General features: G+C 56.8%; 16 protein-coding genes. 7 read left to right on the forward strand and 9 right to left on the reverse strand.

Going from position 1 to position 14484, the window contains the following annotated elements; all coding sequences use genetic code 11:
- The first annotated feature begins 476 nt into the window (after nucleotides 1–476).
- Complete coding sequence (locus BUB60_RS00960; protein ID WP_073075772.1) at nucleotides 477–1409, forward strand: magnesium transporter CorA family protein; 933 nt, start codon at nucleotides 477–479, stop codon at nucleotides 1407–1409.
- Between the two features lie 69 nt (nucleotides 1410–1478).
- Here the strand turns inward: BUB60_RS00960 and BUB60_RS00965 are convergent, their stop codons facing one another.
- On the reverse strand, nucleotides 1479–1703 hold the full coding sequence (locus tag BUB60_RS00965; protein WP_073075773.1) for a hypothetical protein: 225 nt from the start codon (nucleotides 1701–1703) through the stop codon (nucleotides 1479–1481).
- Between the two features lie 228 nt (nucleotides 1704–1931).
- Between BUB60_RS00965 and ylxM the strand changes: the two genes are divergently transcribed.
- From ylxM to trmD, 6 genes are all read left to right on the forward strand, one after another.
- On the forward strand, nucleotides 1932–2285 hold the full coding sequence (gene ylxM / locus BUB60_RS00970; protein WP_423242337.1) for a YlxM family DNA-binding protein: 354 nt from the start codon (nucleotides 1932–1934) through the stop codon (nucleotides 2283–2285).
- A gap of 5 nt (nucleotides 2286–2290) precedes the next feature.
- A complete protein-coding gene (gene ffh / locus BUB60_RS00975) occupies nucleotides 2291–3676 on the forward strand; it encodes a signal recognition particle protein (RefSeq protein WP_073075774.1) in 1386 nt (461 codons plus the stop codon).
- A gap of 128 nt (nucleotides 3677–3804) precedes the next feature.
- Entirely contained in the window at nucleotides 3805–4044 is a 240-nt protein-coding gene (gene rpsP / locus BUB60_RS00980; RefSeq protein ID WP_479725493.1) for a 30S ribosomal protein S16, read from the forward strand.
- 14 nt (nucleotides 4045–4058) lie between these two features.
- On the forward strand, nucleotides 4059–4289 hold the full coding sequence (locus BUB60_RS00985) for a KH domain-containing protein (protein WP_073075776.1): 231 nt from the start codon (nucleotides 4059–4061) through the stop codon (nucleotides 4287–4289).
- A gap of 40 nt (nucleotides 4290–4329) precedes the next feature.
- Nucleotides 4330–4815, forward strand: a complete 486-nt coding sequence (rimM, locus tag BUB60_RS00990; protein WP_084726147.1) for a ribosome maturation factor RimM — start codon at nucleotides 4330–4332, stop codon at nucleotides 4813–4815.
- Nucleotides 4815–5564 (forward strand): tRNA (guanosine(37)-N1)-methyltransferase TrmD, encoded by a 750-nt coding sequence (gene trmD, locus BUB60_RS00995; RefSeq protein ID WP_073075778.1) that lies wholly within the window; start codon nucleotides 4815–4817, stop codon nucleotides 5562–5564. The genes rimM and trmD overlap by 1 nt, the downstream gene beginning before the upstream one ends.
- Before the next feature lie 58 nt (nucleotides 5565–5622).
- Here the strand turns inward: trmD and BUB60_RS01000 are convergent, their stop codons facing one another.
- From BUB60_RS01000 to iorA, 8 genes are all read right to left on the reverse strand, one after another.
- A complete protein-coding gene (locus BUB60_RS01000) occupies nucleotides 5623–5850 on the reverse strand; it encodes an HPr family phosphocarrier protein (protein WP_073075779.1) in 228 nt (75 codons plus the stop codon).
- A 146-nt stretch (nucleotides 5851–5996) separates the two neighbouring features.
- Entirely contained in the window at nucleotides 5997–7433 is a 1437-nt protein-coding gene (gene purB / locus BUB60_RS01005) for an adenylosuccinate lyase (RefSeq protein WP_073075780.1), read from the reverse strand.
- An 83-nt stretch (nucleotides 7434–7516) separates the two neighbouring features.
- Complete coding sequence (locus BUB60_RS01010) at nucleotides 7517–8698, reverse strand: cysteine desulfurase family protein (protein ID WP_073075781.1); 1182 nt, start codon at nucleotides 8696–8698, stop codon at nucleotides 7517–7519.
- 109 nt (nucleotides 8699–8807) lie between these two features.
- Nucleotides 8808–9998: a pyridoxal phosphate-dependent aminotransferase gene (locus BUB60_RS01015; RefSeq protein WP_073075782.1), complete on the reverse strand. Its 1191-nt coding sequence runs from the start codon at nucleotides 9996–9998 to the stop codon at nucleotides 8808–8810.
- A 260-nt stretch (nucleotides 9999–10258) separates the two neighbouring features.
- Complete coding sequence (locus tag BUB60_RS01020; protein ID WP_073075783.1) at nucleotides 10259–10690, reverse strand: ACT domain-containing protein; 432 nt, start codon at nucleotides 10688–10690, stop codon at nucleotides 10259–10261.
- A gap of 45 nt (nucleotides 10691–10735) precedes the next feature.
- A complete protein-coding gene (locus BUB60_RS01025) occupies nucleotides 10736–12043 on the reverse strand; it encodes a phenylacetate--CoA ligase family protein (protein WP_341444090.1) in 1308 nt (435 codons plus the stop codon).
- Nucleotides 12044–12061: 18 nt separating this feature from the next.
- Nucleotides 12062–12637 carry an indolepyruvate oxidoreductase subunit beta gene (locus BUB60_RS01030; RefSeq protein WP_073075784.1) on the reverse strand — a complete coding sequence of 192 codons (576 nt, stop codon included), beginning with the start codon at nucleotides 12635–12637 and terminating at the stop codon, nucleotides 12062–12064.
- A complete protein-coding gene (gene iorA / locus BUB60_RS01035) occupies nucleotides 12637–14382 on the reverse strand; it encodes an indolepyruvate ferredoxin oxidoreductase subunit alpha (RefSeq protein ID WP_073075785.1) in 1746 nt (581 codons plus the stop codon). The genes BUB60_RS01030 and iorA overlap by 1 nt, the downstream gene beginning before the upstream one ends.
- Between the last annotated feature and the right edge of the window lie 102 nt (nucleotides 14383–14484).

Raw genomic sequence — 14484 nt, forward strand, 5'->3', positions numbered from 1 at the left:
GTCTGAATCGAGACGGTTTGTTCGCTTCCCTTCAATTCTATTCTTTTATATATATATAAATGACACGGCCTCAATCAAAACAGCGGCGGCACTTGCTCTTCTCCCATGCCGGTCATTGCGGCCGATTGGCGGCGTCCGGGGTTGTAACGGCGAGATATCGAGATAAAATGGCGGCATAGCGCGGGATTATGGACAATAAAATCAAAATTTCACGGAATAGGTTGTAATTCTGCGTTTCTTGTATTATAATCTATTCGCAGCCAAATCATCGTCAGATGAGGCTTTTGGCCGTCATTCGATATGACGGTTTTTTTATTCTGAATCACGGAGGTGAACGGCATGGACGGAGACGCTGGCGGTAACGGCAACATACGACTATTTCAGCACAAACGGGGTTTGTCTGCCATGCCGCGCACGCGGTCTTTTTGACTGGGCATATAAACCCTCGACTCAGACAATATAATGAGGGTGATATTATGATTAATTTCTACAAATCCGTGAATGACGAGCTTGTCGCCTGTCCGTCTTTTGAAGAGGGCGCCTGGGTGCATATGACCAATCCCACGGAAGACGAGGTCAGCCTCGTCTGCAAAGCCACATCCATCGAGGCCGATTTTGTCAGGCCGGCCCTCGACGAGGAGGAGCGTCCCCGCATCGAAACGGACAATGGGCAGACGCTGATCCTGGTCGACATCCCCACTCTGGAAAACGACGGGGCGACAAACGTATTTTCCACCATACCGCTCGGTATTGCTTTTACAAAAGAAGCCATCGTCACCGTTTGTCTCAAGGAAACGCCGATTTTAAACGATTTTATCAACAAGCGCGTCAAATCGTTCTACACATATTTCAAAAGCCGCTTTATCCTGCAAATCCTGTTCAAAAGCGCGACACTTTACCTCAGCTATCTCCGCAGTATTGAAAAAATCAGCAATAAGATCGAAAATGACTTGCAGAAATCCATGAAAAACAAGGAGCTTGCCCAGCTCCTGAAGCTTGAAAAAAGCCTTGTTTACTTTTCCACGTCGCTCAAGTCAAACGAATCGGTGCTTGAAAAAATGCTCAAGCTGGAGGCCATCAAAAAATTCGAGGAGGATCAGGACCTGCTGGAAGACGTCATTATCGAAAACAAGCAGGCCATTGAGATGACGAACATTTACAGCAGTATTCTGAGCGGCACAATGGACGCCTTTGCTTCCATCATCTCCAACAACCTGAACATCGTGATGAAATCGCTGACGATCATCACGATCGCCCTGTCCGTGCCGACGGCGATCTCCGGTTTTTTCGGGATGAATGTCCCGAATTTCTGGGAAAACAGCCACTTGGCGTTTCCAATCATCGTGGGGGGCTCCGTGCTCCTGTCGGCCATTACGTCGTTTCTTTTGCTCAGAAGGCGTTTATTCTGAGCATGAACATATTGAAAGCGCCTGCCATCCGGCAGACGCTTTCCTTTTATTTTGTCCCAAAATCACGGGTTATCCCTGTCTGAGGTTGCCCTCGCCGTCGTAAAAGGCGTCGCCGGCCAGACGCAGTATGCCTTTGCCGTCGATAAAATTATCGCCGTCGGCACGCAATACCCCTTCAAAATCGTAATAGTTTTCGCCCGGCTGCCTGACGTGCCCCTGGTAATCGATAAACGCTTCGCCGGGCAGTCGCAATCGGCCCTCCGCGTCGTAATAACTTTCGGACTTTGAATACATGCCCTTTCCTCCAGATAAATTCGCGTGCCGCCAACTTCCAATTCCTGTAGCGGCATTTATATATTTACATTTAATGATACGGAACCGCCGCCCTGTTGTCAAGCAAAAAGCGGTACCTGACAAGTAATAATACTTTATATTTATTCTTGACTTTTGGGCGGGCATCCTGTATCATAGGAATCTGTAAAGCAATACTACTTAACACGTTAACACGCGGAGGCGATATCTGTGACGGGCGACAAGCTGCAAATGACGATGCTGCTGGACTTTTACGGCGACCTGCTCACGGATAAGCAGCGCGAATACTATGATCTCTATCATAACGAGGACCTCTCCCTGTCCGAGATCGCCGAGAACGTCGGCATCACGCGTCAGGGCGTCCACGATATCATCGTCCGGGCCGAGAACACGCTTTTGGAAACGGAGCGGAAAACGGGTCTCATCAAACGGTTTTCAGAGATGCAGGCCGAGATTGCCAGGGCGCTCATTCTGGCCGAGGACATCAAAAGGCAGACGGAAAACGAACACACGGCGGCGATGGCGGCGCAGCTCGCCGAAGTGCTGACAGCGCTGAAAGGTTAGGAACCATGGCATTTGAGAGCTTATCCGAAAAACTGAACGCCGCGTTCAAAAAGCTCCGCGGTAAGGGCCGGCTGCACGAGGCCGACGTCAAGGAAGCCATGCGGGAGGTGCGCCTGGCGCTTCTGGAGGCGGACGTCAGCTATAAGGTCGTCAAGGATTTTATCAATACCATCAGCGCGCGCGCCGTCGGCGCGGACGTGCTGGAGAGCCTTTCCCCCGCCCAGATGGTCATCAAGATCGTCAACGAGGAGCTCGTGCGCCTGATGGGCAGTACCAACGCCAAGCTCCAGATTTCGTCGAAGCCGCCCACGGTCGTCATGCTCGTGGGTCTGCAGGGCGCCGGCAAGACGACCAACGGCGCAAAGCTGGCCGCCCTCATGCGCAAAACCCAGGGCAAGCGGCCGCTTCTGGTGGCGTGCGATATCTACCGTCCCGCCGCGATCAAACAGCTTGAAACAGTAGGCGCGCAGCTGGACATTCCCGTCTTCCAGATGGGCACGGCAAATCCCGTCGATATCGCCAAGGCCGCCATCGCCCACGCCAATAAGCACGGCAACGACATGGTGTTTCTTGATACCGCCGGGCGCCTCCATATCGACGAGGCGCTTATGGAGGAACTGAAAAATATTAAGGCCGCGGTGGACCCCGCCGAAATCCTCCTCGTCGTCGACGCGATGACGGGCCAGGACGCCGTGAACGCGGCCACCGCCTTTAACGACGCTTTGGGGATCGACGGCATCATGCTCACAAAGCTGGACGGCGACGCCAGAGGCGGCGCAGCCCTCTCCGTCCGGGCCATCACGGGTAAGCCTGTCAAATTCGCCGGTACCGGCGAAAAGCTCGACCAGATCGAGGTCTTCCACCCCGACCGGATGGCCTCCCGCATCCTCGGCATGGGCGACGTACTGACGCTCATTGAAAAGGCCGAGCAGAACTTTGACGAGAAGAAAGCCCGGGAGATGGCCGAAAAGCTCTCCAAAAACAGGTTCACCCTCACCGATTACTATGAGCAGCTCACGCAACTTAAATCCATGGGCAGCCTGTCCGATATCGCGGGCATGCTTCCCGGCGTCGACGCCAAGGCTTTGGCCGGCGCATCCGTGGACGAAAAGGCCATCGGCAAGACGGAGGCCATCATTCTGTCCATGACGAGGCAGGAGCGCGAGAACCCGACGGTTCTGAACTCCAGCCGCAAAAAGCGCATTGCCGCCGGCAGCGGGACGCAGGTGGTCGATATCAACCGGCTCCTAAAGCAGTTTGAAACGATGCAGGCACTGACAAAGCAGATGTCGAAAGGCAAAATGCCGGCCATGCTCGGCGGGGGCAAAATGGGCAGGAATCTCGGCGGCATGAAAAATCCAAAGGGCAAAAAAGGCCTGTTCGGCTTTTAACTTATGCCCGCGAGGTGAAAAGCTTCTTCGGTCGCTTTGCTCCCTCAAAATGACGCAATCAGCTCAGGCAGTCGAATACAAGTGCGTATTTACTGATATAGAAACTAAAATTTACGGAGGCAGTTATCATGGTTAAAATCAGACTTCGCCGAATGGGCGCAAAGAAAAATCCCTACTACAGGATCGTCGTCGCCGATTCTCTTTCCCCCCGCGACGGCCGTTGCATCGAGGAGATCGGCGCTTATGACCCTCTGGCAGAGCCCGTCGTCCTCAAGGTCAACGCCGAGCGCGCGCAGTATTGGATCAAGAACGGCGCGCAGCCGACAGATACAGTGAAGGCTCTTCTGAAAAAAGCCGGCGCTGTTTGATCGAGGGTACGCCGATGAAAGATTTGCTCATCTATATCGCGCAAAATCTGGTGGACAACCCCGATGAAGTGACGGTGACGGAAAAAGAGACGGATTCCGAAACGGTTTTCGAGCTCCGCGTTTCTCCGAGCGATATGGGAAAGATCATCGGCCGTCAGGGAAAGGTCGCCAAGGAAATCAGGGCGCTCATGCGCGCCGTGGCCATGAAGCAGGGCAAGCGCATCAGCATCGATATCGTCGACTGAAAAAGGCGGATGAATCCGCCCCCATGTAAAGGATCATATCATGAAGCAGTTTATTGAAGCCGGGAAAATCGTGAACACCCACGGCGTGCGCGGCGAGGTTAAAATACAGCCTTGGGCCGATTCGCCGGAATTCCTGTGCGGCTTCAAAACGCTGTATATCGACGACAGGCCGGTAAAGATTCTGTCCGCGAAGGCTCACAAGACAAATGTTATCGCGCTGCTGGAGGGCGTCGTCGGTGTGGACGACGCCATTCGCCTCAAGAACAAGACCGTCTCCATCAACAGGGATGACGCGGCTCTTGAGGACGGCGCGCATTTTATCACCGATCTCATCGGGCTTGCCGCCGTGGATGAGGACACCGGCCGGACGCTCGGCACGATCACGGACATCCTTCCGCTGACGCCGAACAATGTCTATGTCATCACGGGTACGCGGGAAATTCTCGTCCCGGCCGTCCCGGAGTTTGTAAAGCACATCGACACCGGCGCGGGCCGCGTAACGTTCAGACTGATCGAGGGCATGTAATGAGGATCGATATCATGACGCTCTTTCCCGACACGGTCGGGGACATGCTCTCGGAGAGCATCCTGGGCCGCGGGCAGGAGCGCGGCTATATCCGGATCGAATGTCACCAGATCCGCGATTATACGACAAACAAACAGAACCAGGTCGATGACTACCCCTATGGCGGCGGCCGCGGCTGTGTGATGATGGCGCAGCCGCTTTTTGACTGTTGGAAGCATATCTGCGATGAGGCGGGGCACCGCGTCCACACGATTTACATGTCGCCCTGCGGCAAGGTCTTCCGGCAGTCGGACGCCGTGCGGTTGAAAAACGACTACGACCGGCTCATTCTTGTCTGCGGCCATTACGAGGGCGTGGACGAACGCTTTCTCGACGCGTGCGTCGACGAGGAAATCTCACTGGGTGATTTTGTCCTGACCGGCGGCGAAATCCCGGCTCTCGCCGTCGCCGACGCGGTATGCCGCCTCGTTCCCGGCGTCCTCCCCGACGAGGAATGCTTTCAAAACGAGAGCCACTGGGACGGGCTGCTGGAATACCCGCAGTACACACGGCCGGAGGTCTGGAACGACCGCCGCGTCCCCGAAATCCTCCTATCAGGCCACCACGAGAATATCAAACGCTGGCGGCGCAAGCAGTCCATATTGCGGACAAAACGCCGCCGCCCCGATATGTTCGGCAAGCTGGAGCTTTCCGATAAAAAAGATGCGAAAATACTCAAGGAAATCGAGTCTGAGCAGGACCAGGATTAAACTGAACGGATATAAAAACGGCTGCGGAGAAATTTCCACAGCCGTTTGGTTTATGTTATTAGACCAGGAACTGTTCGATATCCTTCTCGAAATGCTTCGTGTCTTGGTCATCGTCGATGACGAGCTTCAGGTCTGTTTCAATAGTTAGGAGCATGAGGCCGAGCAGGGATTTCGCGTCGGCATAGCCGGATTTCCCGTGCACCCAGATGTCAAAGGGGTATTTTTCAGCGATTTTATTCAGCTTCTGAGCATCTTCAGACGTTGGAATCTTGATATTAAAAGTCATTTTAATATCCCCTTTCTTACATTGATTGTTTTGTTCCTAAAAAAGACCGGATACCATACCGTGATAATACAGCATAAATTCGACGCCGTCAAGCGTTTTTCTGCCATAATATGGCATTTATACAGGGATTTTTCTATGTCCGCCGGCTAGACCTTCAGCTCTGCTCCGGTGCCCAATTCCGCGCTGTCCAGCGCGCTCAGGCGGGGCCTGACGACGTCCCGGAGGAATTCGTCCACCTGCTCCGGCGCCCGGCCGATATAGCCGGCCGGATCGAGCTCTGATCTGATCTCCGACTCCGTCAGGCCGAACAGCGGATCGCCGGCAATGCGGGCAATCAGGTCATTCGGCAAGCCCAATTCCTTGACGGCGTTGCCTGCAGCCACGGAATGGACGCGGATGGCCTCGTGGAGCTCCTGCCTGTTCCCGCCCTTTTTGACGGCCTTCATCATGATATTCTCCGTGGCCATAAACGGCAGCTCGTCCTGGATATGCCTGTCTATGACCTTCGGGTAGACCTTGATGCCGGCGGCCACGTTCAGGTAGATGTTCAAAATCGCGTCGACGGCCAGAAATGCTTCCGGCACCGAGATGCGCTTGTTGGCCGAGTCGTCCAGCGTTCGCTCGAACCACTGGTTATAGGTGGTCAGCGCCGCGTTCTGCGCGTCGGTGATGACATACCGGGCCAGAGAGCATATCCGCTCGCAGCGCATGGGGTTTCTCTTGTACGGCATGGCGGACGAGCCGATCTGTTTGCCCTCAAACGGCTCCTCCAGCTCCTTCAAATGGCTCAAAAGGCGCATGTCGGTGGCAAACTTGGCGGCGCTCTGGGCGATGCCGGACAGGGTATTCAGCACGCCCGCGTCCATTTTGCGGGAATACGTCTGGCCGGAAACGGGCACGACGCCGTCAAAGCCCATCTCGCGGGCGATGCGCGCCTCCATCTTCTTTATTTTTTCATGATCGCCGTCAAAGAGCTCCATAAAGCTGGCCTGCGTCCCCGTGGTCCCCTTGGAGCCCAGCAGCTTCAAAGAGGTAATGCGAAACTCGAGCTCGTCCAGGTCCATTATGAGCTCATTGAGCCAAAGGGCGGCGCGTTTGCCCACCGTCGTCAGCTGTGCCGGCTGGAAATGCGTGAACCCCAGCGTTGGCAGCGCCTTGTATTTATCCGCGAAGTCCGACAGCCGCGCGATGACGCGCAAAAGCTTTGTCCGGATAAGCTGCAGCCCCTCGCGCATGAGGATAACGTCCGTGTTGTCGCCCACGTAGCAGCTGGTGGCGCCCAGATGAATGATCGGGAACGACAGCGGGCAGACCTTGCCGAAGGCATGGACATGTGCCATCACGTCATGCCGCAGCTCCTTTTCCATCCTGGCGGCGTACGCATAGTCGATATCGTAAAGATGCGCTTCCATCTCGGAAATCTGCGCGTCGGTGATATTGAGGCCCAGCTCCTTCTCGGCCCGCGCCAGCGCCACCCACAGCTTGCGCCAGGTGGAAAATTTTTTGTCGGCCGAGAAGAGATACAGCATCTCGTCGCTGGCATAACGGGATGAAAGCGGGCTTTCATAGGTGTTGGTCGGCATATGCACAGTCCTTTCAAAGCATTCGGCGTGAAATACTCACGCCGAAACAATCTGCAATATTTCGCTTCTATTATACACGATTTTCAGTCGCCGTCAAAATCCAGATCCCGCGCGGTAAACTTGATGGTCTTCGCCTTTTCGAGTATAAAGGGCAGCTGCGCCAGAATATAGGTCACGTCGTCCGACGTGTTATTTTCGCTGAGTGAAAACCGGATGGCCGCCGAGGCCGAGGTACCGTCATAGCCGGCCGCTTTCAAAACGCGGGAGGGCTCGCCGGAACCGGCGCTGCAGGCACTGCCGGAGCTTACGCAAATACCGGCCTCATTCAGCAGCGAGACGAGCACCTCGCCCTCTACACCGCTAAAGACGAAAGACGCCAGGCCCGGCAGCCTGTGCACCGGATCGCCCGTCAGCTCTGCCTGCGGCAGCTGCAGCACACCGCTGATCAGCCGGTCCCTCAGTATCGCGATCTTTTGGGCGTTTTCGCCCATGTGGAGCACTGCGTCCTCCAGGGCGGCCGCCATACCGACGGCGCCGGGCACATTAGAGGTCCCGGAGCGCCTCCCCTTTTCCTGACCGCCGCCGATGATCATCGGCGGGACGACGGTCCTCAGGTTGACATACAGCGCGCCCACGCCCTTCGGCCCGCCGAATTTATGGCCCGAGACCGACAGCATATCCACGCCCAGCCCGACGGCGTCCACCGGTATATGCCCGGCGGCCTGGACGGCGTCGGTGTGAAACAATACCCCGCGCTTTCTGGCGACGGCGCAGAGCTCCCGGATGGGAAGAATTGTCCCGATCTCATTGTTGGCCATCATGATGCTCACAAGAACCGTATTGTCACGGATGGCGTCTTCCAGCTGCTCGGGCGTGACATGCCCTTCCCTGTCCACCGGCAGGAACGTGATGTCGAACCCCTTTTTCTCCATTTCCTTGGCCGTCCTGTACACGGCGCTATGCTCGATTTCTGTGATAACGATGTGGCTGCCCTTCTTTTTACGCAGCTCTGCGGCGGCATAAAGCGCCCAGTTGTCCGATTCCGTACCGCCGGAGGTAAAGTATATCTCGTTGACCCTGGCGCCGAGGGCGCGGGCAACGGTGCTTCTGGCTTCCTCCAGGCCGCGCTTGGCCTCCGTCCCGAAGCTGTGTGTGGCCGACGGATTGCCATAGCACTCTTTGAAATAGGGCAGCATCGCGCTCAGCGCCGCGTCGGAAACGGCCGTCGTCGCGGCGTTGTCGGCATAGATTCTTCTTTCGGCCATATAAATCTCCCTGATTTCGATTCAAGTATCGAAGGGCGAACGTAGTTCGCCCCTACGGGACATACCATCGTAGGGGCGATCTGTGATCGCCCATCGTCTGATATACAATTCAGCTCTTCAGGAATTTCTCCAGCCGGTCCATGCCTTCCTTGATGTTCTCCATGGATGTGGCGTAGGTAAAGCGGACAAAGTCCGGCGCGCCGAAGCCGACACAGGATACGGCGGCCACCAGCCCCTTTTCCAGGAAAGCCAGCGAGAAATCGTCCCCGTTATTGATGACGCGGCCGCCCAGCGTTTTCCCCTTCAGCTTTGAGATGTTCAGCATGATGTAAAACGCGCCCTCCGGGCTCAGACAGCTGACGCCCTCCATGGCGTTCACGCGCCCCACGATATAGTCGCGCCGCTCCTGAAAGACGTCGCGCATATGGTCCACGGTGTCCTGCGGCCCGTTTAAAGCCTCCAGCGCGGCGTACTGGGAAATGGTGCTGGGCGCGCTGGTGGAATGGCTGAGGTAGTTGGCCATTACCGTAGCGATTTCCTTGCTCGAGGCTGTAAAGCCGATGCGCCAGCCCGTCATGGCGTAAGACTTGGAGACGCCGTTGACAATAATCGTGCGTTCCTTCACCGCCTCGCCGAGAGCCGCTACGCTGACAAACTCTCCGTTGTCGTATACGAGCCTGTAGTAGATTTCATCCGAAATTATGTATAAGTCATGCCTGACACAGACGTCCGCCAGCGACCTGAGCTCCTCCCTGTTGTACAGCATGCCTGTCGGGTTGGAGGGATTGTTGAGGATAAAGAGCTTCGTTTTATCGGTGACCGCCTTCTCCAGCTGGGCGGCCGTGATCTTGAAGCCCGCCTTTTCGTCGGCGTAAACGACGACGGGGACGCCGCCGGCCATTTTGATGGCTTCCGTGTAGGTGACCCAGTAGGGCGCCGGGACAATGACCTCGTCTCCGGGATTGATGAGCGCCATCAGCGCGGCAAAGATATTGTGCTTGGCGCCGCTGGCAATGACGATCTGGTTCTCGGCGTAGTCAACGCCGCAGTCGGCCTTCAGGCGCTGGGCGGCGGCTTTTCGGAGCGGCACCAAGCCCGCCGCCGGCGTATACTTTGTCTCCCCCGATCGGATGGCCTTGATGGCCGCCTCTTTGATATTCTCCGGCGTATCGAAATCAGGCTCCCCGGTGCCGAAACCGATGACGTCCAGCCCGTCGGCTTTCATTTGCTTGGCCAGGGCGTCGACGGCCAGCGTCGTCGACGCCTGCACCTGCGACGCGACCTTAGATAGTTCCTTCATTCATCATTCTCCTTATTCAAACGCCGGTATTGCCGCCGGTTTTTGTTTACTATGACGTGGATGGCGATTTTAAATTATTATATTTCAAATCCTGCAAAAATGCAAGCATAGCAAGGTGAAAAAGAGAAATTTTGCATCATGCGCTTTTCCGCCATTCATATAAGCGTCATAATAAGGCGCCCTTGGATAACAATGACAGCACCGGAGTTTTTCTCGGTGCTGTCACGGAGCAATATTGTGTTGGCAAGTCTCCGGCCCGTTTACATGTCGTACAGCTCGCCGCTTGAAAGGAGCCTGACGCCGCTCTTCGTAAGGACGCCGATGGCCTTGTCGTTGTCCTCCACACGGACGATGACATAGGCGCCGCCCTTTTCATGGGTGATAAAGGCGTAGACATACTCAATGCTGATGCCGGCGTCCGACAGAAGCCTCAGGATTTTGGCGAGGCTGCCCGGCGTATCCGAGACGGCCACCGCAATGACCTGCGTGACCGACGTGACGCAGTCCGCGTCGCGCAGGACCGCCAGCGCCTCCTGCGGCTTGTCGACGATCAGCCGGAGTATACCGAAATCCGACGTGTCCGCGATCGACATGGCGCGCATATCGATGCCCTTGGCGCCCAGCGCTTCGATCACCTCGACCAGCCTGCCGGGCTTGTTTTCCACAAAAACGGAAATCTGATCAATCGTCATGAATTTACCCCCGATCATAAATAGAATGTGTGCGGCATTTCCGGGCTAGATCTTGCGCTTGTCGATGACCCGGACGGCCTTGCCCTCGCTGCGGGACATGCTCTTGGGCGCTTTCAGCGTCACCTTGGCGGCAATGCCCAGCATGTTCTTCAGCTTTTCCATCAGTTCCTTCTCCCTGCTCTCGATGACCTTGACGGAGTCGGAGAACATCTCGGGATTCATCTCGACGCAGACCTCCAGCGTATCGGAATGATTGATCCGGTCGACGATGATCTGGTAGTTGGCGGAAAGTCCATAGGCCAAAAGCACCGTTTCGATCTGGGACGGGAACACGTTGACGCCGCGGATAATGAGCATGTCGTCGCTGCGGCCCATGGGCTTTGCCATCTTGATAAGCGTTCTGCCGCAGGCGCATTTTTTCCGGCTCAGGATGCAGATATCGCGGGTCCTGTACCGGAGGAGCGGGAACGCCTCCTTGGAGATGCAGGTGAAGACGAGCTCTCCCTTTTCCCCTTCGGGCAGCACCTCCCCTGTCTCGGGATTAATGATCTCGGGAATGAAATGATCCTCATTGACATGCATGCCCGTCTGCTCGGAGCACTCGAAGGAAACGCCGGGGCCGATGATCTCCGTCAGGCCGTAAATATCATACGCCTTGATGCCGAGGTTCGCCTCCAGCCGCTCGCGCATTTCCTCGCTCCAGGCTTCCGCGCCGAAGATACCGGCCTTCAGCCTGATCTGGTCACGGAGGCCCATCTCCTGTATCGTCTCCGCCAGATACTCCGCGTAGGACGGCGTGCAGCAGAGGATGGTGGAGCCCAGATCGGTCATGAACTGGATTTGCCGCTCCGTGTTGCCCGAGGACATCGGCAGCGTCAGGCACCCTGCCCTCTGGGCGCCGCCGTGGAGACCCATGCCGCCCGTGAACAGGCCATAGCCGTAGCTGACGTGCACCACGTCGTCCGTCGTGCCGCCGGCCGCGACGATGGCGCGGGCGCAGCAGTCGTCCCAGAGGTTTATATCATTCTGTGTATAAAAGGCCACGACACGCTTGCCCGTCGTGCCGCTGGTGGAATGGATGCGGACACAGTCGCTGAGCGGCGCGGCCAAAAGGCCGTAGGGATATGCGTCGCGCAGGTCCGACTTTGAAACAAAGGGCAGCTTGTAAAGATCGTCCACGGATTTGACGTCGCCGGGCGTCACACCCTTGTCGTCCATCAGCTTTTTATAGTACGGCACGTTGTCGTACACGCGCTTTACCGTGGCCGCAAGCCGCTCATCCTGAATCTTTCTTATTTCCTCCGGAGATGCGCATTCGATCTCCGGCTGATGGTAATTCTGCAAAAGAATCATTCCTTTCTTAAAGGCTTCCTATCCGGCGCTCCTTCCCAGCTCGAACGCCTTTCTGTTGAGCTCCAGGAATTTTGCCGGGACGCTCTCCTCCACGGCCTTGTTCCAGACCGATACCGGGAGCGGGAAATATTTCGACAGCCTGCCCATGAGGACGAGATTGACAGCTTTGGACGAGCCGGCCTTTTCGGCCAGCGCCAGTGCGTCAAACGCATCCACCTTCACATCGGCGGCCTTCATTTTGTCCACGAGGTTTTCAGGGTACGACGCCGCGCCCGTGATGACAGGCATCGGGTCGATCTGCTGGGTATTGGTGACGATCTGCCCGTCCGGGGCAAGATATTTCACCATGCGCGCCGCCTCTAAAAGCTCGAACGACACGATATAATCAGCTTCGCCCGTGTCGATGACGGGAGAGGCAACATTGTCGCCGTACCGGACATAGGTGACGACGGACCCGCCGCGCTGACTCATGCCGTGCACCTCGCTGACCTTGACGTCATAGCCCTCGTTCATCAACAGGCGCCCCAAGAGCTTGCTGGCTAAAAGCGAGCCCTGCCCGCCGACGCCGACGATCATGATGTTCTTCGTCCTCATCACTTTGCCTCCTTTGACGTGTCTTCAAAGGCCTCGAAAGAGCACAGCTGGGTGCAGACGCCGCAGCCCACGCACAGGGTGGGGTCCACCTTGGCCCTGCCGTCCTCAAAGCTGAGCGCCGGGCAGCCGATCTTCATGCAGGAACGGCAGCCCCTGCACCTGTCGCTCACGACCTCCAGCGGCGGCTTTGCCTTGACCGTTTTTAACAGCGCGCACGGGCGGCGCGAAATGATGACGGACGGTTCAGGCGCCTTGAGCTCTTCCTTAACGGCCTCGTCGCATTCTTTGATATTATACGGGTCCACAACGCGGACGCGATTGATGCCGACGGCCCTGCAGAGCGCCTCCAGATCGATCTTGCCCGCCGGGTCGCCCTTGATGTTGTAGCCGGTCGTCGGGTTCTGCTGATGGCCCGTCATGCCGGTGATGGAGTTATCCAGGATGACCACCGTGGAGTTAGAGCCGTTGTAGGCGATGTTCACAAGGCCCGTGACGCCGGAGTGCATAAACGTGGAGTCGCCGATGACGGCGACGGAGTGCTTTTCGCCCTCCTCGCCCAGCGCCTTGTTAAAGCCGTGCAGGCCGGAGACGGACGCGCCCATGCAGATGGTGGAATCCATCGCGTTAAGGGGCGCCGTGGCGCCCAGCGTGTAGCAGCCGATATCGCCGATGACATTCGTCTTGGCCTTCGCCAGCGAATAGAACATGCCCCGATGCGGGCAGCCCGCGCACATGACGGGCGGGCGCGGCGGAACCTCCGCGTCCAGCGTTCTCCCCTGCGGCACCGGCTGGCCCAGCTTCTCGCGGACGAGATTCTGCGAAAATTCGTCGATCTGCGGGAAGAGGTCCTTGCCGGAGACGTTAAGGCCCAATTGCCTGCAGTGGTCCTCGATGAAGCTGTCCAGCTCCTCGACGACCACGAGCTTTTTGACCTTGGCGGCAAAATCCTTGATAAGCTTCACCGGCAGCGGCCAGACGAGCCCGAGCTTCAATACGCTGACGCTGTCGCCGAAGACTTCCTTCACGTACTGATAGGCCGTGCCCGAGGTGATAATGCCGAGCTCGGTGCCGCCCATTTCAGCGCGGTTCAAATATGTATCCTCACCCAGGGCCGCCAGATCCAGGAGCTTTTGCTCCACCACCGGGTGGCGGCGCTTGGCGTTGCCCGGCATCATGACATATTTCGCGACCTTCTTTTCGTAAGGCACCGCGGGCGGCAGGACACGCTCGCCCGTCACCACGATGCTCTGGGAATGGGCCACGCGGGTGCACATACGCAGCAGGACCGGCGTGTCGAATTTCTCCGACAGCACATAGGCGTACTTTGTAAAATCAAGGCACTCCGCCGAATCGGCCGGCTCCAGCATCGGCAGCTTCGCCGCCTTGGCGTAGTGCCGGGAATCCTGCTCGTTCTGGGAGGAGTGCATGCCGGGGTCATCCGCTACAGCGATGACCATGCCGGCGTTAATTCCTGTGTAAGAGGCGGTAAACAGAGGGTCGGCAGCCACATTCAGTCCAACGTGCTTCATACCGCAGAAGCTCCGTTTCCCGCCGAATGCCGCGCCAAAGGCTACCTCCATAGCCACCTTCTCGTTGGGAGCCCACTCCGAGTAAATTTCGTCGTATTCCGAAGCATACTCCGTAATCTCGGTACTGGGCGTCCCGGGGTAGCTGGAAACAACGCTGCAGCCGGCCTCAAAAAGGCCCCGCGCGACAGCTTCATTTCCAAGCATCAACGTCTTCAAAAAAATGCCCCCTTGCTACAGTTAACAGATACGTCGGTATTATAGCACTTTAAATCGTTGTTGTCCAAGAGAAAAATATGCACGGCGGCACCACGTAGGGGC

The sequence above is a fragment of the Sporobacter termitidis DSM 10068 genome (assembly GCF_900130065.1).
Lineage (GTDB): Bacteria > Bacillota > Clostridia > Oscillospirales > Oscillospiraceae > Sporobacter > Sporobacter termitidis.

Bases quoted from the DNA above. Each gene is read 5' to 3' on its own strand.
- BUB60_RS01025 (WP_341444090.1), bottom strand. From the start codon at position 12,043: ATGATTCTTTTGCAGAATTACCATCAGCCGGAGATCGAATGCGCATCT.
- BUB60_RS01020 (WP_073075783.1), bottom strand. From the start codon at position 10,690: ATGACGATTGATCAGATTTCCGTTTTTGTGGAAAACAAGCCCGGCAGG.
- BUB60_RS01010 (WP_073075781.1), bottom strand. From the start codon at position 8,698: ATGGCCGAAAGAAGAATCTATGCCGACAACGCCGCGACGACGGCCGTT.
- BUB60_RS00960 (WP_073075772.1), top strand. From the start codon at position 477: ATGATTAATTTCTACAAATCCGTGAATGACGAGCTTGTCGCCTGTCCG.
- rpsP (WP_479725493.1), top strand. From the start codon at position 3,805: ATGGTTAAAATCAGACTTCGCCGAATGGGCGCAAAGAAAAATCCCTAC.
- trmD (WP_073075778.1), top strand. From the start codon at position 4,815: ATGAGGATCGATATCATGACGCTCTTTCCCGACACGGTCGGGGACATG.
- rimM (WP_084726147.1), top strand. From the start codon at position 4,330: ATGAAGCAGTTTATTGAAGCCGGGAAAATCGTGAACACCCACGGCGTG.
- BUB60_RS01030 (WP_073075784.1), bottom strand. From the start codon at position 12,637: ATGAGGACGAAGAACATCATGATCGTCGGCGTCGGCGGGCAGGGCTCG.
- BUB60_RS00965 (WP_073075773.1), bottom strand. From the start codon at position 1,703: ATGTATTCAAAGTCCGAAAGTTATTACGACGCGGAGGGCCGATTGCGA.
- BUB60_RS01000 (WP_073075779.1), bottom strand. From the start codon at position 5,850: ATGACTTTTAATATCAAGATTCCAACGTCTGAAGATGCTCAGAAGCTG.
- ffh (WP_073075774.1), top strand. From the start codon at position 2,291: ATGGCATTTGAGAGCTTATCCGAAAAACTGAACGCCGCGTTCAAAAAG.
- BUB60_RS01015 (WP_073075782.1), bottom strand. From the start codon at position 9,998: ATGAAGGAACTATCTAAGGTCGCGTCGCAGGTGCAGGCGTCGACGACG.
- purB (WP_073075780.1), bottom strand. From the start codon at position 7,433: ATGCCGACCAACACCTATGAAAGCCCGCTTTCATCCCGTTATGCCAGC.
- BUB60_RS00985 (WP_073075776.1), top strand. From the start codon at position 4,059: ATGAAAGATTTGCTCATCTATATCGCGCAAAATCTGGTGGACAACCCC.